The following is a 21,176-nucleotide window of genomic DNA, read 5'->3' as shown; positions in this document are numbered from 1 at the left end:
ATCGCTGCGCTTTGCCACCTCTCCCGCTGGCGGGAGAGGTGAAGCCGCGTCCTTACTCAACCGGGCACTTGTTGTCTTCGGTGTAGTCGTGAACCTTCACGGCGCCCGAGATGATGTCGGCCTTGGCCTTTTCCACCGCGGCCTGCATTTCCGGCGTCACCAGCGGCTTGTTGTTGTCGTCCATGGCGTAGCCGACGCCATCCTCGGCGAGGCCCAGCGCCTGCACGCCACCCTTGAAGCTGCCGTCCTTGCCGGATTTCATGACATTGTACACGGCCACATCCACGCGCTTCAGCATGGAGGTGAGCACCTTGCCGGGATGCAGGTAGTTCTGGTTGGCGTCGACGCCGATCGACAGCGCGCCGCCGTCAGCAGCGGCCTGCAGCACGCCGAGACCCGTGGCACCGGCAGCGGCGTAGATCACGTCCGCGCCTTGGCTCATCTGGCTCTTGGTGATTTCGCCACCCTTCACCGGATCGTTCCAGGCTGCACCCGTGTCGCCCGTCATGTTCTGGAAGACGGTCGCATCGGCCTTGGCAGCCTTCACGCCCTGCACATAGCCGCAGCCGAACTTGCGGATGAGCGGAATGTCCATGCCGCCCACGAAGCCCACCTTGCCGGACTTCGACGCCATGGCCGCCATGATGCCGACGAGATAGGAGCCTTCATGCTCCTTGAACACGATCGACTGCACGTTGGGCAGGTCCACCACCATGTCGACGATGGCGAACTTGAGATCGGGATATTCCTTGGCGACCTTTTCAAGGGCGGCAGCCTGGGCAAAACCTGCGGCGATGATGGGCGAATAGCCCTGGTCGGCGAAATTGCGGATGGCCTGTTCGCGCTGGGCTTCGTTGGCGATTTCGAATTCGCCATAGGCCACGCCGGTTTCCGTCTTGAACTTTTCGGAACCGTTGAACATCGACTCGTTGAACGACTTGTCGAACTTGCCGCCGATATCGAAGACGATGGCGGGCTTGTCGTCGGCGGCGAAGGCCGAGACGGCCATCATGGCGGTCAATGCCGCGGCGCCGAGCAGTTTCTTGATCATGGTTTTCTCCCTGTTTTTGACCATCGGGTCAACGTATCAAACCTCTTCGCCCCATGGAAGGGCAGGCGGCTTGAGCCCACAACTTCCCTGTGCATGAGTACAATTGACGCCAAAATCCGGTGCCCCGCAAGGGTTCTCGGGGCTCTTGCGCGTTGCTGCCCTGCCATCTCCCATGGCAACCGGGTTGAAGTCCGCGCACCCCGTTCACATATAGCGGCCAACGGTGTGCCGGGCCTCTTGCAGGACGGTGCATCCCACAAGGCTGCTGCAACAGGGTCTGATACGATGACGCGTGTATCTCTTTTTTCGTCTCCGCTCCTCCTCGGTTTTGAGGAGGTGGAACGACTCCTCGACCGGGCTGCGAAAATCCCCGGCGATGGCTATCCTCCCTACAACATCGAGCGCATCACATCAGGAAGCAACGGATCGGCCCGTGAGGCGTTACGTATCACGGTAGCCGTTGCTGGCTTCACGGCGGAGGACCTGGAGGTCACGCTCGAAGACCGGCAATTGCAGATCAAGGGCCGCCAGAAGGAGGACGAGCAGAAGGACTACCTGCACCGTGGCATCGCCGCCCGGCAATTCGCCCGCAGTTTCGTGCTGGCGGATGGCATGGAGGTCGGCACGGTACAGTTGCGCAACGGTTTGTTGACAATTGAGGTGCACCGTATCGAACCGGAGCGGTTGGTCCGGCGTATCATGATCAAGGATTTGAACTGATATGGACAAGACACTTGCCAAACTCGACGATGCGGCTCTCGCGGCACTTGGCGGCGGCGTGATCGGCTATGTCAAGGAAATCGAAGGCTCTGATGCGGAGCGGCTGCTGGGCGACAGGATCAATGTCTCGCCCAAGGCCAAGCTGTTCTGTCTCTACAACGCCGACGGCTCGCCCATTTCCATCTCCGGCTCCCGCGAAGCCGCCATCACCTCGGCCATGGAACACGAAATGGTGGCCGCCAGCGTGCACTGACATCCTGTACAGATGGCCCGCGTGAAAGCGGGCCATCCATTTCCATCGAAACCCGTCAGCCCCGGGGCGGGCCCTCCACCGTGACAAGCAGCACAATGTTTCCGTTGCTGCACCGGCCCGCCGCCCGATAGTTTCGGGCGATCATGAAGCTCACATTCCATACCCTCGATGTTTTCACCGCGCGCAAGTTTGGCGGCAATCCTTTGGCTGTTGTTCTGGGGGCCGATGCTCTCACCACGGAGCAGATGCAGAGCATCTGCCGCGAGTTCAATCTCTCCGAAACCAGTTTCGTGATGGCGCCCGAAGATCCCGCGCACACGGCCAAGGTCCGCATCTTCTTTCCGGGCGGCGAGATGCCGTTTGCGGGACACCCGACGCTTGGCACGGCGGCGCTGCTCGCGTCGTTGAAGCACAAGCCGGGATGCAGCTTCGAGACCACCATCATGCTTGAACTGCCGGCGGGCCTCACACCGGTGCGGGTAAGCCGCATTGCCGACCGCGTGCATGGCGTCTTCACCGCGCCCGTCGTGCCGTTCCACGCCCCGGTGACGCTGCCGTCTCTGGAAGAAACAGCCCAGGCGCTCAACCTTGATCCCGCCGACATCGGCTTCGACGGCCACGGCCTCGCCTCGCTGGAAGGGGGCCCGCGCTTCTTTTATGTCCCGGTGAAGAGCCGCGCCCTTCTGGAAAAGGCAAAGGTTCTCGAACCTTACTGGTCGAACGTTATAAAACCCATGAACGGGGTTGATGCGGCCTATCTCTACACAAGGGGTGGCGATGGCTCGGCCACGGCCTTCCGCGCGCGCATGTACGCCCCGACTGGGGGCATTCCCGAAGATCCGGCCACGGGCTCGGCGACCGCACTCCTCGCAGCACAACTCCTCACCGCCGAGCGCCTCGCCGACGGCAAACACACGTGGCAACTGGAGCAGGGTTATGAAATGGGCCGGCCGTCTGATCTCACCTTGGAAGCGGACGTGAAACAGGGCACACTCACGGCCGTGCGTGTCGGGGGCTGCGCCGTTTCCATGATGAACGGAGTGCTCGACATATGACCCTGCATCAAATTCTCCTTGCCCTGCACATTCTCGCCGCCGCCCTTGGCGTGGGGCTTGGCTTCGGCAATGCCTACAACGCGCGGCTCGCGGAAAGGCAGACGGGCGACGTGGCCCGCGGACTCGCCATGCACCGCCTTGCCATGCTGCCCTTCACCGACGGGGCGATTGCCGTGCTGATCCTCAGCGGCGGCGCACTGCTGGCCACCGGCAGCGTTCCCGCTGCCTCGCTGTGGTTCAACATCAAGATGGCAATGGTCGTCGCACTGCTGGTGTTCTACGTGATGCTGCGGCTCACCGTGCGGCAATTGCGCAAGGGCGGCCCCACACCCGCGCTGGCCCAGCGGCTGAAAGTGATCAGTCCACTGCTCGGCCTGTCGTCGGTGCTGATTGTGGTGTTCGCCGTGCTGGCGTTCGAGGTCTAGGCGAACCTTACTGGTCGATGCCCAGAAGCACCTTGGCTTCCGTGGCGACGGCCTGGCCTTCTTCGGTGTTGCCGGCGCCGCAAAGCTGCACGGCCTGGCTCTGCATGTCTTCGGCCTGGGCGCGCTTGTCGGCGTCGATTTCCTGGGTCTTCAGGGCATTGTCGATCTTGGCGATGTCGTCCTGGCAGGAATCCGCCAGCGCGGGTGCCGTGAGGCTGAAGATCACTGAGGCTGCGAAGAGGCAATGGCGAATCATGGTTGTGCTGTCCCGTCCTGACATGGTTCGGCGTGCATAAGCCTGAGGACTGTGACGAAACTTAGCCCGCCGCGGAGGCAAGGTTAATGCGGCATCCTCAGCAGGCATGCAAACGCCCCGTGCCGGGAGAAGGGGCACGGGGCGCAGGCAAAAAGCCTCGTCACTGGCTGATGGAAATGCCCAACGGCAGCGCAAGGTCCTTGGCGGAGGTCTGGCAGACAGCTTTGTCGCCAAGGGAGCGTGGGTTTGCAAAGGCGGGGGCTGCCAGGAAGGCACCCGCCAGCAGGATGGACAGCAGGATCGTTCTCATGTGCGGGTCTCCGGATGGGATGGAGTCATGTCCATGGAAACGGCCCTGCCGCCAAAAAGTTCAGTCCGGCGCTTTCACTCAGTTGTAGGCCGGACCTTCATCCACGTAGCCGTATCCCGCGGCATCCGGGTCGATCATCGCCATCAGTTCGCGCGTCAGTGTGGTGCAGCGTTCGAACTCGCCGTCGGTCTTGGCGGTCTTGGCCTGGCCTGCAAGCGCGTCTGCGGCGCGGGCGGTGGAAGGATCAAGCTGGCCCGACTGGATGATGGCGTCGGCCTTGATCAGGTCGGACACGCATTCGGCCGACATGGCGGGGGCTGCAAAGGCAGCGGTGGCGGCGAGGGCCGCCGTCGCGAGGAAAAGTTTCATGATTAAGTCTCCTTGTTTGTGGGGGAGATGATCTCGCCGTACCCCTATTAAACGGCGGGTGGCGGGAATGGTTCACGCGAAAATCCCTTGTCAGATCACATGGATGTGAGCCGGATTTGAAGCAGAATGTGACGAAACCGGGGCTGCCTCAGACGGTGTCCGGCGTTTCGTTGCAGTCGCGGCCCTTGCTGGGGTCGCGGAAGGGTCTCGGACTTTGCAGGGCGTTCTGGCAGGCCTGCACGTTGCCGGCGGCCTTGGCTGCGCGGCCGGCCTTGAGCAGTTCTTCCAGATAGGATTTCTGCGCCGGCGTGGCGGAGGGACTGGCGAGGGCGCCCTGGGCCGCATCGATCAGCGTGTCGCAGGCATCCGCCATGGCGGGACCGGCGGCGTGGCCGAGGAGCAGGGCGGCGAAGAGGGGGCGGATCATCATGGGCGGCACCTCCGGAAGCCGCGTCAGGCTATCACGCGGAAGGGGGCGGCAGAAGGGCGTGCTTGCCTTTGGCCGCGGCCTCGCTTAAGAGCCTCACCCATGCGCGATCCCCGCACCCTTCTGCTGTCGCTTCTGCTTACCAGCCCCTGAGGGCCGGCCGGGCGGAACGCGCCCTGGCTCTCCGGGGATCTTGACCACACCAGAGCCAACGCAGAAGACACAGAGTTTCCCATCATGATGATCAATCCCGCCGAGAAATACCGCGCCTATACGCCGGTCAATTTGCCCGACCGCCAGTGGCCGTCGCGCTCCATCACCAAACCGCCCATCTGGTGTTCCGTCGACCTCCGCGACGGCAACCAGTCGCTGATCGAACCCATGGGCCACGAGCGCAAGATGCGCATGTGGAACGCGCTGGTGAAGATGGGCTTCAAGGAAATCGAGATCGGCTTCCCCAGCGCCTCGCAGACGGATTTCGATTTCTGCCGCCACCTCATCGACAACAAGTGCATCCCCGATGACGTGACCATCCAGGTGCTCGTGCAGTGCCGCGAGGAACTGATCCGCCGCACCTTCGAGGGCATTCGCGGGGCCAAGTCGGCGATCGTGCATTTCTACAATTCGACCAGCGAACTGCAGCGCCGCGTCGTCTTCCAGAAGGACCGCCAGGGCATCATCGACATCGCCGTCTCGGGCGCGAAGCTCATCCGCAAGCTTGCCGATGAAAGCGGCATGACGGACGCCATCCGCTTCGAATATTCGCCGGAGAGCTTCACCGGCACGGAACTCGATTACGCCGTCGCCATCTGCGAAGCTGTCATGGACGAAATCAGGCCGACGCCCGCCAAGCCCCTGATCCTCAATCTCCCGGCGACGGTGGAGATGTCGACGCCCAACATCCACGCCGACCAGATCGAATGGTTCTGCCGTACGATCAAGAACCGCTCCTCGGTCATCATCTCGCTCCATCCGCACAACGACCGCGGCAGCGCCGTGGCCGCCACCGAACTCGGCCTGCTGGCCGGGGCGGACCGCGTCGAGGGCACGCTCTTCGGCAACGGCGAGCGCACCGGCAACGTCGACATCGTGACGCTGGCCATGAACCTGTTCACGCAAGGGGTGAACCCGGGCCTCGACTGCTCGAACATCAACGAACTCGTGCGCATGGCGGAATACTGCAACCAGCTGCCCATCCATCCGCGCCACCCCTACGCGGGCGAACTCGTCTTCACCGCGTTTTCGGGCTCGCACCAGGACGCCATCAACAAGGGCTTCAAGCACATGAAGGGCTCGAACGCGCCCCTGTGGGAAGTGCCCTATCTCCCCGTCGATCCGATGGACCTCGGGCGCAGCTACGAGGCCGTGGTGCGCATCAACTCGCAGAGCGGCAAGGGCGGCATCGCCTACATCATGGAGACGGAACACGGCATCGAGTTGCCGCGCCGCCTGCAGATCGAATTCTCCAAGGTGGTGCAGGCGATCGCCGATGGCGAGGGCGTGGAGGTGGAAGCCTCGCGCCTGTGGAACGCCTTCGAGCGCGAATACCTCGATGGCAACGGCCGTTATGGCTTCGTTGAGCACAGCGTGAAGGCGGGTGCGGGCGAGAAGGGCGAGCAGGCCGTCACCGCCAGGATCACCGTCGATGGCAAGGCCAAGACCATCAAGGGCCTCGGCAACGGCCCGGTCGATGGCTTCGTCGATGCGCTGCGCAAGGAAAGCGGTGTCGCCTTCGATGTCGCCGACTACCGCGAGCACGCCATGGGCCACGGCGCCAACGCCACGGCGGTCGCCTACGTCGAACTCCGCCTCGCCGATGGCTCAACCCTGTTCGGCGTCGGCATCGACAAGAACATCGTGGTGGCCAGCCTCAAAGCCGTGATGAGTGGCGTGAACCGGGCGGCAAGGCGCGCCTGACCATCCGTCTCCCTCTGCCCCGGCTCCGCTGGGGGAGGGACCACATCGCCATCTCACTGCTTTGCTTCACATCCCTCATCCAACCGCTCACACGCTCTCCATGGCCGGGCTTGACCCGGCCATTCAGACTTTGAGACTGTGCGACGTGGGACCCCACGCCCGCCGGCGATGGCGCCAGCGGCTTCGGCAACACGCTGCTGTTCCTGCTGGTGGCGCTGATCGTCACCGTCACCGGCGTTGTGATCGGCCTCCGCCGCAAGGAGCGTTATCCGTGGCTCGGATACGTGGCGCTGGCGCTGTGGGTGCTGCCGGTGATGGTGGGGTGAAGTATTCCGCGGATGAAGTTGGAAAAGTACTGACGCGCAGCAGTTTGTGCTCAACTTAATATTTTGGAAGTTAAAGCTCGCAGCAGTCTAAGCAGACTGACATTTTTTTAGTAGTTCAATCGCTTTGCTGCGATCATCATCGGACTTGAAGTATAATCTTGCGCTCTTTTCACCTAGTGATTTGACAATGTTGCTTACTTCGCCCAAAGACTGGGGCTCGCCATCTTTCTTGATCAATATGTTTTTGAGGAAGTTTTTTTCCATGACGGCGTATTGTTTGTAGGATTTTGCCGGAATTACATCTGGAACAAAATCAATCTTCTCATTCTTTAGCGCGTCTACAAATTTCATCGCAAGATTTGACTTTACCGCACCTGAGTTGGAAGCGGGAAGTTCAAGGCATTTGTAAAGGTCTCGTGAGAAATATCTCTTAGCCAAACTGGTGGCAGAACCGAATTTTCCCTCGGATATGGAGTGGAGAGCATGTATAATAGATGTGTCATCAAGTTGTAGGTAGTTATCAAGGTCCCGACTTCCCTTTTCTAGAAAGTACCGAAATATTTTCTGAGACTTGGCAATTTCTGAATCTGCGTTCGATGTTACAAATTCTCGGAGACAGTCTCGAACGACATGTTGCACGGCTCGAGTAGTTTTGTGGAAGTATACTTCCTTGTACATCTTCATGTATGAGATAACAAATTCTTCTGCTGAGCCAATTCCTTTTTCCAAAACAACAAATGAGAATTCTTTTTGTCCCTTTATGGGATCAATTGGCACTTCTTCGATTCGCAAGCTGTCGAACAACCAAGCTAGGTCGATTGCGGATGACTGAATTCCAGTATGATAGCGATCTCTCGCAAGAAAATCTAAGCGGTCGCAATCCATTTGGCTAGAAATTATAGTCGTGTATGGTGAGTAACCTGGCTCTTCACTGAAGAACTTTACTACCTCATCAATTATTCCCTGTTGTTCCAGGATGTCTTTGATCTCTGTTTCTTCAACTATTTTTCGTGTTATTGCCTCGTGTTCTTCATCAATATTAAGGCTAGAAGAAATTTCTTCGAATACATGTGAATATGGACCGTGCCCAATATCATGTAGCAAAGCGGCCGCAATAGTCGCTTTGCGCATCTTTGCATGTTCGGCATTGCCTTTGAAGATATAGGCCTTTTCGAATGCGTCCAGCATTCTTCGGGCCATTTGCATGGCGCCTAGGACATGGGCAAAACGCGTGTGCGTGGCTCCAGGATAGACGAATTCAGAAAACCCCAACTGTTTGATCCGACGTAGCCGTTGCACAGGGAATGTCGCCAACAGCCGCCACAGCAGTTTGTCCTCTTCGCTACTCGAGAAAAAGCTGATTAGATTGTGAATCGGATCCCTTATCCGCTGGTCTCTCAGTAGCTCATTACCAAGGGGCATAGTCAGTTGATGGACTCAATTTCCTGAATGATCTTGAAAGATCGATTAACCACCTCAGGAACCGACTTTGTCGGCTTCAGCCGAGTAGTTTTTGACACCGCCTCAAGCTTATCAAGGCCCAACTTCAAATAGTATTGAATTGTCGCAGCCACTTCAAGGTCGACATTTGAATACTTATCTAAGTTCTCCAAGGCCCTTGAATATCTTTCTTCGAGCTTGAGTGATTTTGAATTATCACTAATCGTATAAACGGTGGTGAACATTCGCCATTGGCCAACTTGTTCTTCTGCTTCGCTCAATAGACCAAAAAAAGATAGCTGTTCAGCAGCACCAGCAATTTCTTTGCTGTAGGGTCCAAAATCCCAAATCCTGAACTCTGCATCGCAAGAGGCGCCGATTGATTGGAGAAGAAACGCAAACTTTTGAAGACGTTTCTTGCCCCTCACCTTGTGGTGGGGCGCGCTTGAAACAATTGCCAAGACGAAATCAGATGCGTCCAATTGCCTGCCCAATGTATTGCTGATTCCCGCAGATTCGCGTGGAACGATACGGGAACACCTATTAAGAATTCATTAATGTGTCAAGGTAGGCAGTTTGTTTTTCTGTTTATTGTGATCTCACATCCAATTCTGCATTTGTTGGCCATATTCGGGAAATGCTTCAATTTCCTCCTCAATCCCGCCAGAAGCCTATTGCTTAGCGCTGTCAGTGTGTGAGGTTCGAATCTCGGACTTGACTCCCTCCCAAACTAGGACTATATGCCTTTTCGATGGTTCTGGAAAGGAGAGGGTCAGTGTCGCGAGCTTGTCTTCACTGCCAGTGCCATGAGCAGCGCCTGCGTCGGGGGTTCAAAGCAAGCCTTCGACCCGGGAGCCGGATGCGCACCCCTTGGGCACTAGGGTCCAAGCGCGGTTTACCGCAGTTCACCCACAGACTGCAGCACGCCCCGTGCTGCTGGCGGCCGGGCCCTGGCGCCCTTGCGTGCCGCCCGCCGTGGATTGGCGAGTGTGCGCCTTGCAGGCCAAAACCGCTGCGTTCCGTCATGCCGCCGCCCGGGCCTCGCCCGGATGCGGCCCGGCTTCGGGCTTTCCACCGGTTCTTCCTCCACCACGTAGCTACAGGCCTGGAGCCGGAGCGGAACATTCCTCTCCGCCCTCACGACCCCGCGGGATGGCGCGCCATGTGGTGATGCCATCCCGCGCCCGTTTGACTGCGCATGCTGCGAGGCCGCCTCGCGGCACCTCGGGCATGAGGGACTCCTGTCTCCCTCAGCCAGGGACGCATCGTGCATGCGCCCCCACGCCGTCATCATCCTCCAGCCGAAAGGAATTGCCCCATGCCCCGCAAGGCCCCGCCTGACCCCTATCGCTCGCTCACGCCGTGGGCGGGTTTCACGCCGCGCGAGCGCAAGCGCGCCGTGCCGCTGCCGCGCTGTCCCTCGGCCCAGTGCCGCCGCACCAAGGCCTGCTGCATGGCGATCGACGGGCTTTATTGCCGCCGCACCCACATCACGCCGGAAGAGGTGCGCACGCTCAAGCGCCAACAGGGCGGCAAGGGGCCTGCGCACCGTGCCGAATGGGAAACGTTGCCATCACGGCCCAGCCTCGAACAGGTGGAGGCCTATCGCATCGCCTCCGACATGACCCTCGCCCGCGCCGAGGCCCAGGCCGCGCAACGGCTGGCGCAGTGGAAGGCGGGCAGCCTTGATCACGCCTATGGCCGCTACGAGGCGCGCGGCGTGTGGATGACGGCGCCGGAGCGGCGCTATGTGGAAGATGAGCAGCGGAAGCCGTGATGCGTGAGGCGGGGATGGCGTGATGGGGACTGCGCGGGCAGGGGGTTGAATTCCGCCCCGCCGCCGCCCCACATCCACCTCACTTGCCCGCCACCTTTGCCGTTCCATCGCTCCCGGAGTCCGTCATGCTGCAATTCTTTCGTCCGAAGTCGTTCCGCATGTGGGCCATTGTTGCCTCGCTGTTTGCGGTGTTCAACGTGACGGGTGCAGCCTTCGGCGTGGCGCGCGATTCGGATTCCCCCTGTGTTTATGGCGATTGCGCGGATGCCGGCGGCGATGTGGCAACGGGCACAGATGTCCGCCGCCGCCATTCGGACGTGGTGTGAAAACCCTTCGCCGGATTCTGGGCGGCGTGGCGCTGCTCGGCGTGGTGGGTGCGGGCGTGTTCGCTGCCATGGGGCCGGCGCGGGTGTGGGATTGGTTCGGTGCGGCGGATCTGGGGCCCGTCGATTTCGCCACGCTGCAGCGGCGCGCCACCGGCAATGATGCGCTGGCCTGTCCGGACGGGCTGTGCGGCGCGCGGGCGGATCAGGTGACGGCGCTGTACCCTGTGCCCGCCGTGGCCCTGCGGCAGGCGTTTTCCAAGGCGATTGCGGGCGAACCCCGTGTCACCATCGTTGCGGCGGATGAGGCGGCGCTCACCGACCGCTATATCCAGCGCACGGCGCTCATGGGTTTTCCCGATACCATCGTGGTGCAGTATTTCGACCGGCCGGGCGGGCAATCGACGCTGGCGCTGTCGTCGCGCTCGCGGTTCGGCAAGGGGGACATGGGCGTCAACCGCGCCCGCGTGGCGCGCTGGCTGGCGCTGCTGGCGGCGCAGGTGCGGCCGCTGCCGTGAGGCCCGGCAATTTCCTGTTCGCGTTGTGCAAAACAGGGGTGGACAAGGGCCGCGGCCTCGCCTATGACCCGCCCCGTTCCCGGCGCGGCGCCGCTTTTCAGCCAGCCAAAACCCGGCAACTTCCACGAAGGATGGGCGATTAGCTCAGGTGGTAGAGCAGCTGACTCTTAATCAGCGGGTCGAAGGTTCGAGTCCTTCATCGCCCACCATCCTTCTGCTGGTCCGTATAGCCCGCCACCGCCGCCCGCACCCGCGCCACTTTATAGGCGTCGATGATCGAGAGGGCATAGACGAACAATCCCCCCGCCAGCCGCCCCACCGTCGAGGTTTCGGGGCCGGACGTCACGATGGTGAATCCGCCCAGCAGCAGAATGAAAAAGACGAAGATCAGTCCGCGCGCGGGCTGGCGGTTCAGCACCTGGCCAACACCCGGCAATACGACCGAGGTGAGCAGGACGAGATGGGGATTCATTGGCTGGGTCATTTTGTGTCTGCGCTGGCAAGAGTGTGGGCGAGATCGCGCAGGCGGTCCAGCGCGGACTTGATGGTGGCGCGCGGCAGGGGCGTTCCCATCTCGGCATCGCGGAAGAGGAGATAGCGCGTGCGGTTGGCTTCCTCCGCCAGCATCACGAGGCGCAGGCCCTTGGGCGAAATCACCAGCTCTTTCACCTGTGGATCGGCCAGCAGCGCGCGCGTCGCCGCCAGCAGCGCAGCAAGATCGGGCAGCGCCGCCGCATTGTCGGTGCGAATGGCGCAATCGGCGGGGAAGCCCGGCGGGACTTCGATCTGGATCGGCAGCCTGGCGAAATTGGAAAAGGGCTCAACCCCGCGCGGGCGCATCATGATGTCGAGTGTGGCCTGCACAGGCTGCGGCTCGGTGAGGGTATAGAGCACCCACAGCGCAGGCAGCTTGCGGTAATTCAGCGTGTCGGGTGTCACCTGCAAATCGTAGCTGAGCCCGGCGTAGGTTCCGGCGATACGGGGGAAGCCTGTTTCAATGATGCGCTTGCGACCGTCGCTGAAAAGGTCTTCGGCGGAATCGAAGAGGGCGGAACGGCGCTGGGCGCGAAGGCGCCCATCCTGCCACCACATCCAGGCGATGCGGCCGAAGAGAACGCCCGCGAGTGCCAACAACAGCAGCTTGATCAACCAGACAGTCATCGCAATCCAGATACAGGGGAAAAAAATGGTCCGGGGCGGGCCCGGACCATCGTGTGCGTTTGCGAAAGCCTTCGCTCAGTAGCCCCTGGGGCGCGGCCACGGCATGGTGAACTGGTCGCCGCGCTTCACGAAGCGGTAGCGCCAGAAGTGGAACCACAGCGACACCACGATGTAGAAACCCACCATGGCAATGAGCTGCGTGCCGTAGCCCAGGAACACGGCGAAGTAAGTCACCGCGCAGAGCGTGAGCAGAACCAGAGCCGGGACCGGGTGGAAGGGGTGTTCGTAACCGCGCTTGATGGTGTCGAGCGGCCACTTCCTCCGGAACAGGATCACGTTGATGGGCATGAAGGTATATTCCAGCAGGCCCGAGAGGATCGAGAAGGTGATCACCTGGTCCAGCGGCGCACCCAGCGCGAAGACGAGCGCGATGGGGACGAGGAAGATGATCGAGCGGTACGGCGTGCGATACTTGGGATGCACCGCGCCGAACCAGGCCGGCAGGTAGTGGTCGCGGCCCATGGCGAACCAGGCGCGCGAGGCGTCGTTGATGCAGCCGTTGGCCGAAGCCAGCGTCGAGAACAACGTGCCGATGCCGAGCAGGACGAGCAGGAAGGTCGAGCCCGAGAGGCGGCCTGCATCAAACAGCGGCACGCCAGCCTGGCCCAGATATTCCCACGGCATCAGGCCGGCGCAGACGTACCACGTCAGCGTTGCGGCGATGAGCAGGGTGATGATGCCGGCCATGGTGCCGAAGGGTAGTGCGCGCGCGGGCGAGCGCACTTCCTCGGCGGCCTGGGTCGTGCCCTCGATGCCGAGATAGTACCAGAGGCCGAAGTGCATGGCCGCCACGATGCCAATCCATCCATACGGCAAGGCGGCCTGTCCGGAGAGAAGATCGGCGTGCTTCAGGGGCGAGGCAGCACTCCACGGCATGACGCCGAGGAAGAGCAGGATGATCGCAATGAAGGCAATGGCGGTGATGACAAGGTTGAAGTTCAGCGTGGCGAGAACGCCGCGGTAGTTCAGCCAGGCCAGGAACATGATGGACAGGATGATGAACGGCCTTTGGTCGATGCCGCTGTGTCCGGCCATGTTCGCCACCGTATCCACGAGGAAGCCGATGGTGATGGCATTGCCTGCTTCCAGCATGGTGTAGGCGAACACCAGATAGAGGCCGACGTTGAAGGCCATCAGCGGGCCGATGATGTGTTTGGCCTGCGTATACTGACCACCGGCGGCCGCGACCGTGGAGGTCACTTCCGAGTCGATCATGGCGACGCAGGTGTAGAGCAGGCCGGCAAACCAGCAGGCGATCAGGGCTGCGTAAGCGCCGCCCTTGCCGACGCCGAAGTTCCAGCCCATGTATTCGCCGACGAGCACGATGCCGACACCCAGCGCCCAGACGTGGGCCGGGCCGAGAACGCGCAGAAGACTGATCTTCTCGATTTTTTCTGTTGTTGCGTTTGACATTGGTGCGTCTCTCAGAGCTTGTGCTGTTCGGTCATGGCTTCGAGTTCACCTTCGCGCGATGACGTGAGCACGTCTTCCGAATAGGTGGAGTCGATCTTGAACCAGTTGGCGATGATGAGAACCCCGAACATCGCGGAGAGGGCCCAGGCTGCGTATTCCATGTAGTTCCAGATATCCATGGCTGGCCCCTTATCTCTTTGAACCGAATTTTTCGTCGACCACGTCGCGGTACTCCTTGGTGGAGAGGCGCACGACGATGACGAAGTAACCGACCACCACCACGATCATGATGAGAAGTTCGATGGTGCTGAAGGACCAGTAGTCATAACGGGCCGTGATCATGTCGCTGACGGCGGCCGGATCAGTATAGCCGAGGGCATTCCATTTCTCGACCATCACAGGATTTTGGCCCAGCGATTCCCATGTGGGGTTTTCGACGACGGCCGGTGTCTTCGCGCCCCCGGCCATGCCAAGCCAGAGCGGAATGTAAAGGGCGCCGACGGTGAGCACGAGCAGCACGATCACGTCGATGATCTGGCCGATCTTGCTCTGGTTGGGAGGAGTGTATTTCGCCATGTGCGTCATGCCCTCAATGATGGTGGCCACGCATCTCGTCGAGATGCTTGATGTCCAGACTGTAGATGAACTGCTTGTCTTCCTTGTAGTGGCGGACAAGCGTGCCAATGGACGCTGTGTTGAACAGCAGCACCGCCGCGCCGCCAATCATGAGCACGTAGCGCCAGGGTCCCTCGGGGGCGAGGTCCCAGGTTGCGTACATGACGAAGAGCACTGCAAACCAAAGTCCGGCGACGAAAGCCCACGCGATTTTCACATCACGGGAATACATCGCCTCAATTCTTGAATTGAGGTCAGACATTTTTTCCTCTCCCGCAGGCCTGCAGTTTTTCCCCGCATGTGCCGGCCCGCCCCTTGTGTTATTGTTTGCTACGGGGCAACTTTGTTGTCTGACAGGAAAACGCCGAACGTGCCTCTTGTCAAGCGGGCGGAAGTGAACAAAAAGCGCTGCACTGCAATATCGGTGATGAAGACATGGACGAATTTCAAAACCCGCACGCCGTCAACGCAAGCGAAAACCGTTACTTAGAAGAAGCGATCGGACGCGAGGTGCGGCGTTACAGGGAGAAGCTGGGACTGACGATTTCCGAGCTTGCAAAGCAGTCGGGACTGTCAGCCGGCATGTTGTCCAAGATCGAAAACGGCGCAACGTCACCTTCACTGGCCTCGTTGCAGGCCATCAGCAGGGCGTTGCAGATTCCGTTCACGGCGCTGTTCCGGTCTTTCGAAGAGGTTCGCGACGCGACCTTCGTGAAGGCAGGGCAGGGACTCACCATCGAACGGCGTGGCACCCGGGCCGGCCATCAGTATCAGCTCCTCGGTCACAGTCCACACGGACCCGTGATGGTCGAGCCCTATCTCATCACCCTTACCCACGAGACCGACGTCTTCCCGACCTTCCAGCACAGCGGGCTCGAGTTCCTTTACATGATCGAGGGCAACGTCATTTATCGCCATGGCGACAAGACCTACGACATGCATCCTGGTGACGCGTTGTTCTTTGATGCGGAAGCGCCTCACGGTCCCGACGAAATGAAGAAGCTGCCGGCCCGGTATCTGTCGATCATCAGTTATCGCCGGGACGAGTGAACCTATTCCTGACGTGAATAAATAGTTCCTCCTAGTTGACAGAGCAAATTGCCCTGATAGGCTGCATCCCAATCGCCACAGCGGAAGGGAGTTGCACCCATGTGTGGAATTGTTGGACTTTACCTGAAAAATCAAAAGCTTCAGCCGAAGCTTGGGGCGATGTTCAAGCCCATGATCATCGAGATGACGAACCGAGGGCCGGACTCGGCCGGCGTCGCCGTCTACCGGAATCCGGTCAAGAAGAACGAGATCAAGTTTTCGCTTGCCCACGATGAATCCGATTACGACTGGAAGAAGGTCGACACCGGACTGGAACGCGCACTGAAGTGCGAGGCTTCGGTCAAGAAGATCGGCAATCACTGCATCCTCGTCACCACGGCGAAGGAAGACAAGGTGGTGAACTGGCTGAAGCACAATCATCCTGGCGTACGCATCGTGGGGTCCGGCCACACGATTGAAATCTTCAAGGAAACAGGCCTTCCCGAAAACGTCTACGACAAGTTCGAACTGGCCTCCGCCAAGGGCACGCACATCATCGGGCACACCCGCATGGCCACGGAAAGTGCCGTGACGACGGCTGGCTCGCATCCGTTTGCGACCGGTGCCGATCTTTGCCTCGTGCACAACGGCTCATTGTCGAACCACAACCGCCTGCGTGAGAACCTGCGGCGCGAAGGCATGGAATTCCAGACCGAGAACGACACGGAAGTGGCGGCTGCCTACATGACCTGGAAGCTGCGCAACGGCGCATCGCTGAAGCAGGCCATGGAAGACGGCCTCAAGGACCTTGATGGTTTCTACACCTTCCTCGTCGGTACGGCCGATGGCTTTGCCGTCGTGCGCGATCCCATCGCCTGCAAGCATGCGGTGATGGCGGAGACCGACGATTGGGTCGCCATGGCCACGGAGTGGCGGGCGATTGCACATCTTCCCGGTTCGGAAACGGCCCGCACCTGGGAACCAGAACCTGAAAAAGTCTACACATGGGGTGGCCACGCATGAGCGAAATCGACCTGAAGAAAGAAGGAGTGACGGGCGTCAACCAGCGCCTCTACAAACTCCCGAAGGACACCAATGACCGACATTGGATCATCCGCAACCCGATGGGTCAACACGCCATCGCCTGCGGCCTTGATGCGCCACTGACGGTGGAAATCCAGGGCCATGTAGGCTTCTATTGTGGCGGCATGAACAAGCACGCCGACATCATCATCCATGGCCATGCGGGTGTCGGCGTTGCCGAGAATCTGATGTCGGGCACGGTGTGGGTCAAGGGCAATGCCTCGGAATCCGCCGGTGCGACGGCCAACGGCGGATTGCTCGTCATTGACGGCGATGCCTCGTCCCGCTGCGGTATCTCGATGAAGGGCGTCGATATCGTGGTCGGCGGTTCCATCGGCCACATGTCGGCCTTCATGGCGCAGCGCGGCAACCTTGTTGTCTGCGGCGACGCGGGCGATGCCCTGGGTGACTCGATCTACGAAGCGCGCCTTTATGTGAAGGGCAAGGTCACGAGCCTCGGCTCTGACTGTATCGAGAAGGAGATGCGTGCCGAGCACCTGGAGGATCTCGCGAAACTTCTTGAGCGCGCCAGACGCAAGGACCGGCCGCAGGACTTCCGCCGCTATGGGTCTGCCCGCAAACTCTACAATTTCAACGTCGACCACGCCGACGCCTACTGAGGTCTTTCATGGACAGCAACATTCCACGCACCTTGCCGCGCAAATCGGCGACGTTCGACGACTATACGCTTTCGGAAATCCGCCGTGCCGCGACGACAGGCATCTACGATATCCGTGGTGCGGGCGCCAAGCGCCGTCTCCCGCATTTCGATGACCTCCTGTTCCTCGGTGCATCCATTTCGCGTTATCCGCTGGAAGGATACCGCGAAAAGTGCGGCACGGACGTGGTCCTCGGCACGCGTTTTGCCAAGAAGCCGATTGAGCTGAAGATCCCGATCACGATTGCTGGCATGAGCTTCGGCTCGCTCTCCGCGCAGGCCAAGGAAGCGCTGGGCCGCGGCGCGTCCATGGCCGGAACGTCGACCACGACGGGCGACGGCGGCATGACGCCTGAAGAGCGCGGCCAGTCCAGGCACCTCGTCTACCAGTATCTGCCCTCACGCTACGGCATGAACCCGGACGATCTTCGCAAGGCGGATGCCATCGAAGTCGTCGTGGGGCAGGGTGCCAAGCCCGGTGGTGGTGGCATGCTGCTCGGCCAGAAGATTTCGGACCGCGTGGCGCAAATGCGTTGCCTGCCGAAAGGCATCGACCAGCGCTCGGCCTGCCGTCATCCTGACTGGACGGGACCGGACGACCTTGAAATCAAGATTCACGAGTTGCGTGAAATCACCTCCTGGGAAAAGCCGATCTACGTGAAGGTTGGCGGCACGCGTCCCTACTACGACGTGGCGCTGGCCGTGAAGTCCGGCGCCGACGTTGTCGTCCTCGACGGCATGCAGGGCGGTACGGCTGCCACGCAGGAAGTGTTCATCGAACATGTGGGACTGCCGACGCTTGCCTGTCTCCGCCCCGCGGTGAAGGCGCTGCAGGACCTCGGCATGCACCGCAAGGTGCAGCTCATCATCTCGGGCGGCATTCGCAACGGGGCGGACGTGGCGAAGGCGCTGGCACTTGGTGCCGATGCCGTTGCCATCGGCACGGCTGCACTGGTGGCGCTGGGCGACAATGATCCGCATCTTGAGGAAGAGTACAAGGCGCTGGGAACGACGGCTGGTGCCTACGACGACTGGCACGAGGGCCGTGACCCGGCGGGCATCACCACGCAAGACCCTGATCTGGCCAAGCGCCTCGATCCGGTGAAGGCAGGGCGGCGTCTCTCCAACTACCTCAAGGTCATGACGCTCGAAGCGCAAACCGTGGCCCGCGCCTGCGGCAAGAGCCACTTGCACAATCTGGAGCCGGAAGACCTCTGCGCGTTGACGGTGGAAGCCGCGGCGATGGCAGGCGTACCACTCGCCGGGACAAGCTGGATACCGGGCCGCGGCGGATATTGATCCGCCGCACCACACACAAAAACAAAAAATCATAGGGAATGGAGACACACATGGGCGATCTCGCCAGCTTTGCGAAAGACCACAAGGAGGTCAGATTCTTCCTGTTCAATTTCACCGACCTGTTTGGCACCCAGCGTGCCAAACTTGTGCCGGTGGAGGCGGCCGCGCGGATGCAGAAGGCGGGCGCCGGTTTCGCCGGCTTTGCCACTTGGCTGGATCAGACACCGGCCCATCCCGATATTCTGGTGATGCCCGATGCATCGACCGCAATCCAGTTGCCGTGGCGTCCGGATGTGGCCTGGGTTGCTGGCGACCCCTGGATGAACGGCGAACCTCTGGCCCAGGCGCCACGTGTGGTTTTGCGCCGACTCGTTGAGAAATATTCAGCCAAAAACATGAAGTTGATGGCAGGTGTTGAACCGGAATTTCATCTGATCAATTCCGATGGCTCCGGCGTTTCCGACACCAAGGACACGCAGGACAAGCCTTGCTACGACCAGTCCGCCATCATGCGCCGCCTCGATGTGATCGGCGAAATCTGCTCGACGATGGTGAAGCTGGGCTGGGGCCCGTACCAGAACGACCATGAAGATGCGAACGGCCAGTTCGAGATCAACTGGAACTTCAACGACGCGGTGACAACCGCAGACCAGTTGGCCTTCTTCAAGTTCATGGTGAAGGCCATTGCCGAGAAGCATGGCATGCGCGCCACTTTCATGCCGAAGCCCTTCATCAACCTCACCGGCAATGGCTGCCACGTGCACCTGTCCGTGTGGGACAATGACCGCAAGAAGAACCTGTTTGAAGACGACAAGGGAGAGCTTGGCGTCTCGCAACTCGGCTATCATTTCCTGGGCGGCCTGATGCAGCATGCCGCTGCCATGGCGGCCATCACCAACCCCACGGTGAACAGCTACAAGCGCATCAACGCGCCGCGCACCATTTCCGGTGCAACGTGGTCGCCGTCGTCAATCACCTACGGCGGCAACAACCGCACCCACATGGTACGCATCCCGGACGCTGGCCGCGCCGAATACCGTTTGCCGGACGGTGCCGCCAATCCGTATCTGCTGCTTGCGTCCATCCTTGTGGCCGGCATGCACGGCATTGAAGAGAAGATGGATCCGGGCAAGCGCCTCGACATCGACATGTATGCCGAGGGCCACACGATCAAGGATGCGCGCAAGCTGCCGCTCAACCTTCTGGATGCCCTGCGCGCCTTTGAAGGTGACAGCTATCTGCAGAACGCGCTTGGCAAGGAAGTATCCGCCGGGTACCTCAAGCTCAAGCACAACGAGTGGAACCAGTATTGCCGCCATCTCACCCAGTGGGAACGCGACACCACACTGGATTGCTGAACCCGTCTCCGTGGCCGGGCGATGGTCCGGACATCCCAGCGGGTCACCGGTGCATGCGGTGATGGAGAGAAACAGAAAAGAATGAAGTACTCCGTATTTTCACTTCTCAAGAATACGCTGTCGGGACACAAGAACTGGCAGCCGGCTTGGCGTGAGCCCGAGCCGAAGAAAGATTACGACGTGGTGATCGTGGGCGGCGGCGGGCATGGTCTCGCCACCGCCTATTATCTCGCCAAGGAACACGGCATCACCAATGTGGCGGTGCTGGAGAAGTCGTGGCTCGGGTCCGGCAATATTGGACGCAACACGACGATCGTGCGTTCCAACTACATGCTGCCCGGCAACAATCCCTTCTACGAATGGTCAATGAAGTTGTGGGAAGGCCTGGAGCAGGACTTCAATTTCAATGCCATGGTGTCGCAGCGTGGCGTGCTCAATCTTTGCCACACAGATGCGCAGCGCGACGCCTTCGCGCGCCGTGGCAATGGCATGCGCATTGATGGCGTCGATGCCGAGCTTCTCGACGCCCACGACGTGAAGGCGATGTACCCGTTCTTTGATTTCGACAATCCGCGCTTCCCCATCAAGGGAGGACTGCTGCAACGGCGCGGTGGCACGGTGCGTCACGACGCGGTGGCCTGGGGCTATGCGCGCGGTGCCGACTCGCGTGGTGTCGACATCATCCAGAACTGCGAAGTCACCGGCATCCGCATCGAGAGCGGCAAGGTGGTGGGCGTTGATACCAACAAAGGCTTCATCCGGTGCAAGAAGCTTGGCCTCGCCACGGCCGGCAACTCGTCGGAAACGGCTGCCATGGCGGGATTGAAGCTCCCGATCGAGAGCCACGTCCTGCAGGCCTTCGTCTCGGAGGGTCTGAAGCCCTACATCGACGGTGTCGTGACCTTCGGTGCCGGACACTTTTATGTCTCGCAATCCGACAAGGGCGGACTGGTGTTCGGCGGCGACATCGACGGCTATAATTCGTATGCGCGGCGCGGCAACCTGCCCATGGTGGAGCACGTGATCGAAGCAGGCGTTGCCATGATCCCATCGCTGGCGCGGGTCCGCGTGCTTCGTTCCTGGGGTGGCATCATGGACATGTCCATGGATGGCTCGCCCATCATCGACAAGACACCCATTGACGGTCTCTACCTCAATGCGGGTTGGTGTTATGGCGGCTTCAAGGCAACGCCGGCTTCCGGCTGGTGCTTTGCGCACACGATTGCCAGGAACGAGTTGCACAAGCTCAACGCGGCCTACCGGCTGGACCGGTTCCGCCACGGCTACATGATCGACGAAAAAGGCCAGGGCGCGATGCCCAACCTGCACTGAG

At 60.5% G+C, this 21,176-nt stretch carries 27 protein-coding genes and 1 tRNA gene; 15 read left to right on the top strand and 13 right to left on the bottom strand.

Annotation, left to right across the window (positions count from 1 at the left end; all coding sequences use genetic code 11):
* Positions 1-52: 52 nt before the first annotated feature.
* Positions 53-1,051, bottom strand: a complete 999-nt coding sequence (locus IPM06_00360) for a BMP family ABC transporter substrate-binding protein (protein ID MBK8768863.1) — start codon at positions 1,049-1,051, stop codon at positions 53-55.
* 285 nt (positions 1,052-1,336) lie between these two features.
* Here IPM06_00360 and IPM06_00355 point away from each other — a divergent pair, with 285 nt between their 5' ends.
* The 4 genes from IPM06_00355 to IPM06_00340 all read left to right on the top strand — a co-directional run bounded on the left by IPM06_00355 (position 1,337) and on the right by IPM06_00340 (position 3,504).
* Complete coding sequence (locus IPM06_00355) at positions 1,337-1,771, top strand: Hsp20 family protein (protein MBK8768862.1); 435 nt, start codon at positions 1,337-1,339, stop codon at positions 1,769-1,771.
* Position 1,772: 1 nt separating this feature from the next.
* A complete protein-coding gene (locus IPM06_00350) occupies positions 1,773-2,024 on the top strand; it encodes a DUF1150 family protein (GenBank protein ID MBK8768861.1) in 252 nt (83 codons plus the stop codon).
* Positions 2,025-2,167: 143 nt separating this feature from the next.
* Positions 2,168-3,079, top strand: a complete 912-nt coding sequence (locus IPM06_00345; GenBank protein MBK8768860.1) for a PhzF family phenazine biosynthesis protein — start codon at positions 2,168-2,170, stop codon at positions 3,077-3,079.
* On the top strand, positions 3,076-3,504 hold the full coding sequence (locus IPM06_00340) for a DUF2269 family protein (protein ID MBK8768859.1): 429 nt from the start codon (positions 3,076-3,078) through the stop codon (positions 3,502-3,504). Before IPM06_00345 ends, IPM06_00340 begins: the two co-directional genes overlap by 4 nt.
* A gap of 7 nt (positions 3,505-3,511) precedes the next feature.
* Here IPM06_00340 and IPM06_00335 read toward each other — a convergent pair whose 3' ends face one another.
* The 4 genes from IPM06_00335 to IPM06_00320 form a co-directional block, all read right to left on the bottom strand.
* Positions 3,512-3,760: a hypothetical protein gene (locus tag IPM06_00335; protein ID MBK8768858.1), complete on the bottom strand. Its 249-nt coding sequence runs from the start codon at positions 3,758-3,760 to the stop codon at positions 3,512-3,514.
* A gap of 160 nt (positions 3,761-3,920) precedes the next feature.
* The gene (locus tag IPM06_00330; protein MBK8768857.1) at positions 3,921-4,070 is read right to left on the bottom strand and encodes a hypothetical protein; all 150 of its coding nucleotides are present in this window, start codon (positions 4,068-4,070) and stop codon (positions 3,921-3,923) included.
* A gap of 78 nt (positions 4,071-4,148) precedes the next feature.
* Positions 4,149-4,439 carry a hypothetical protein gene (locus IPM06_00325; GenBank protein ID MBK8768856.1) on the bottom strand — a complete coding sequence of 97 codons (291 nt, stop codon included), beginning with the start codon at positions 4,437-4,439 and terminating at the stop codon, positions 4,149-4,151.
* Between the two features lie 148 nt (positions 4,440-4,587).
* Positions 4,588-4,869: a hypothetical protein gene (locus IPM06_00320; protein MBK8768855.1), complete on the bottom strand. Its 282-nt coding sequence runs from the start codon at positions 4,867-4,869 to the stop codon at positions 4,588-4,590.
* Positions 4,870-5,103: 234 nt separating this feature from the next.
* Between IPM06_00320 and leuA the strand changes: the two genes are divergently transcribed.
* A complete protein-coding gene (leuA, locus tag IPM06_00315) occupies positions 5,104-6,783 on the top strand; it encodes a 2-isopropylmalate synthase (protein ID MBK8768854.1) in 1,680 nt (559 codons plus the stop codon).
* Positions 6,784-7,196: 413 nt separating this feature from the next.
* On the opposite strand, the gene IPM06_00310 is transcribed toward leuA, so the two are convergent.
* A complete protein-coding gene (locus tag IPM06_00310) occupies positions 7,197-8,381 on the bottom strand; it encodes an HD domain-containing protein (protein MBK8768853.1) in 1,185 nt (394 codons plus the stop codon).
* 152 nt (positions 8,382-8,533) lie between these two features.
* A complete protein-coding gene (locus IPM06_00305) occupies positions 8,534-9,031 on the bottom strand; it encodes a hypothetical protein (GenBank protein ID MBK8768852.1) in 498 nt (165 codons plus the stop codon).
* 836 nt (positions 9,032-9,867) lie between these two features.
* Here IPM06_00305 and IPM06_00300 point away from each other — a divergent pair.
* The 4 genes from IPM06_00300 (at position 9,868) to IPM06_00285 (ending at position 11,376) form a co-directional block, all read left to right on the top strand.
* Positions 9,868-10,326, top strand: coding sequence for a hypothetical protein (locus IPM06_00300; protein ID MBK8768851.1), 459 nt, complete (start codon positions 9,868-9,870; stop codon positions 10,324-10,326).
* Between the two features lie 125 nt (positions 10,327-10,451).
* Positions 10,452-10,652, top strand: coding sequence for a hypothetical protein (locus IPM06_00295; protein MBK8768850.1), 201 nt, complete (start codon positions 10,452-10,454; stop codon positions 10,650-10,652).
* Positions 10,649-11,167, top strand: coding sequence for a DUF1499 domain-containing protein (locus IPM06_00290; GenBank protein ID MBK8768849.1), 519 nt, complete (start codon positions 10,649-10,651; stop codon positions 11,165-11,167). Before IPM06_00295 ends, IPM06_00290 begins: the two co-directional genes overlap by 4 nt.
* Positions 11,168-11,300: 133 nt before the next feature.
* Positions 11,301-11,376: transfer RNA gene (locus tag IPM06_00285), tRNA-Lys, on the top strand.
* On the opposite strand, the gene IPM06_00280 is transcribed toward IPM06_00285, so the two are convergent.
* The 6 genes from IPM06_00280 to IPM06_00255 all read right to left on the bottom strand — a co-directional run bounded on the left by IPM06_00280 (position 11,364) and on the right by IPM06_00255 (position 14,678).
* Positions 11,364-11,651, bottom strand: a complete 288-nt coding sequence (locus IPM06_00280) for a hypothetical protein (GenBank protein MBK8768848.1) — start codon at positions 11,649-11,651, stop codon at positions 11,364-11,366. The two genes, IPM06_00285 and IPM06_00280, sit on opposite strands and share 13 nt — an antisense overlap.
* Complete coding sequence (locus IPM06_00275; GenBank protein ID MBK8768847.1) at positions 11,648-12,328, bottom strand: hypothetical protein; 681 nt, start codon at positions 12,326-12,328, stop codon at positions 11,648-11,650. The genes IPM06_00280 and IPM06_00275 overlap by 4 nt, the downstream gene beginning before the upstream one ends.
* A gap of 75 nt (positions 12,329-12,403) precedes the next feature.
* A complete protein-coding gene (locus IPM06_00270; GenBank protein MBK8768846.1) occupies positions 12,404-13,801 on the bottom strand; it encodes an amino acid permease in 1,398 nt (465 codons plus the stop codon).
* An 11-nt stretch (positions 13,802-13,812) separates the two neighbouring features.
* The gene (locus tag IPM06_00265) at positions 13,813-13,980 is read right to left on the bottom strand and encodes a hypothetical protein (GenBank protein ID MBK8768845.1); all 168 of its coding nucleotides are present in this window, start codon (positions 13,978-13,980) and stop codon (positions 13,813-13,815) included.
* Between the two features lie 10 nt (positions 13,981-13,990).
* Complete coding sequence (locus IPM06_00260; GenBank protein ID MBK8768844.1) at positions 13,991-14,377, bottom strand: hypothetical protein; 387 nt, start codon at positions 14,375-14,377, stop codon at positions 13,991-13,993.
* A 13-nt stretch (positions 14,378-14,390) separates the two neighbouring features.
* On the bottom strand, positions 14,391-14,678 hold the full coding sequence (locus IPM06_00255; protein MBK8768843.1) for a hypothetical protein: 288 nt from the start codon (positions 14,676-14,678) through the stop codon (positions 14,391-14,393).
* 173 nt (positions 14,679-14,851) lie between these two features.
* On the opposite strand from IPM06_00255, the gene IPM06_00250 reads away from it, so the two are divergent.
* From IPM06_00250 to IPM06_00225, 6 genes are all read left to right on the top strand, one after another.
* The gene (locus IPM06_00250; protein ID MBK8768842.1) at positions 14,852-15,466 is read left to right on the top strand and encodes a helix-turn-helix transcriptional regulator; all 615 of its coding nucleotides are present in this window, start codon (positions 14,852-14,854) and stop codon (positions 15,464-15,466) included.
* Positions 15,467-15,565: 99 nt separating this feature from the next.
* Positions 15,566-16,468: a glutamine amidotransferase family protein gene (locus tag IPM06_00245; protein MBK8768841.1), complete on the top strand. Its 903-nt coding sequence runs from the start codon at positions 15,566-15,568 to the stop codon at positions 16,466-16,468.
* Positions 16,465-17,148: a protein glxC gene (locus tag IPM06_00240; GenBank protein ID MBK8768840.1), complete on the top strand. Its 684-nt coding sequence runs from the start codon at positions 16,465-16,467 to the stop codon at positions 17,146-17,148. The genes IPM06_00245 and IPM06_00240 overlap by 4 nt, the downstream gene beginning before the upstream one ends.
* An 8-nt stretch (positions 17,149-17,156) precedes the next feature.
* Entirely contained in the window at positions 17,157-18,485 is a 1,329-nt protein-coding gene (locus IPM06_00235) for an FMN-binding glutamate synthase family protein (GenBank protein ID MBK8768839.1), read from the top strand.
* A 38-nt stretch (positions 18,486-18,523) separates the two neighbouring features.
* Positions 18,524-19,843: a type III glutamate--ammonia ligase gene (glnT, locus tag IPM06_00230; protein MBK8768838.1), complete on the top strand. Its 1,320-nt coding sequence runs from the start codon at positions 18,524-18,526 to the stop codon at positions 19,841-19,843.
* A gap of 81 nt (positions 19,844-19,924) precedes the next feature.
* Positions 19,925-21,175: a sarcosine oxidase subunit beta family protein gene (locus IPM06_00225; GenBank protein MBK8768837.1), complete on the top strand. Its 1,251-nt coding sequence runs from the start codon at positions 19,925-19,927 to the stop codon at positions 21,173-21,175.
* Position 21,176: the final 1 nt, after the last annotated feature.

The organism is Hyphomicrobiales bacterium (genome assembly GCA_016710435.1).
Classification (GTDB): Bacteria; Pseudomonadota; Alphaproteobacteria; order Rhizobiales; family Aestuariivirgaceae; genus Aestuariivirga.
Note: the sequence above shows the minus strand (reverse complement) of the source record. Positions and strands in the feature narration are given on the sequence as shown.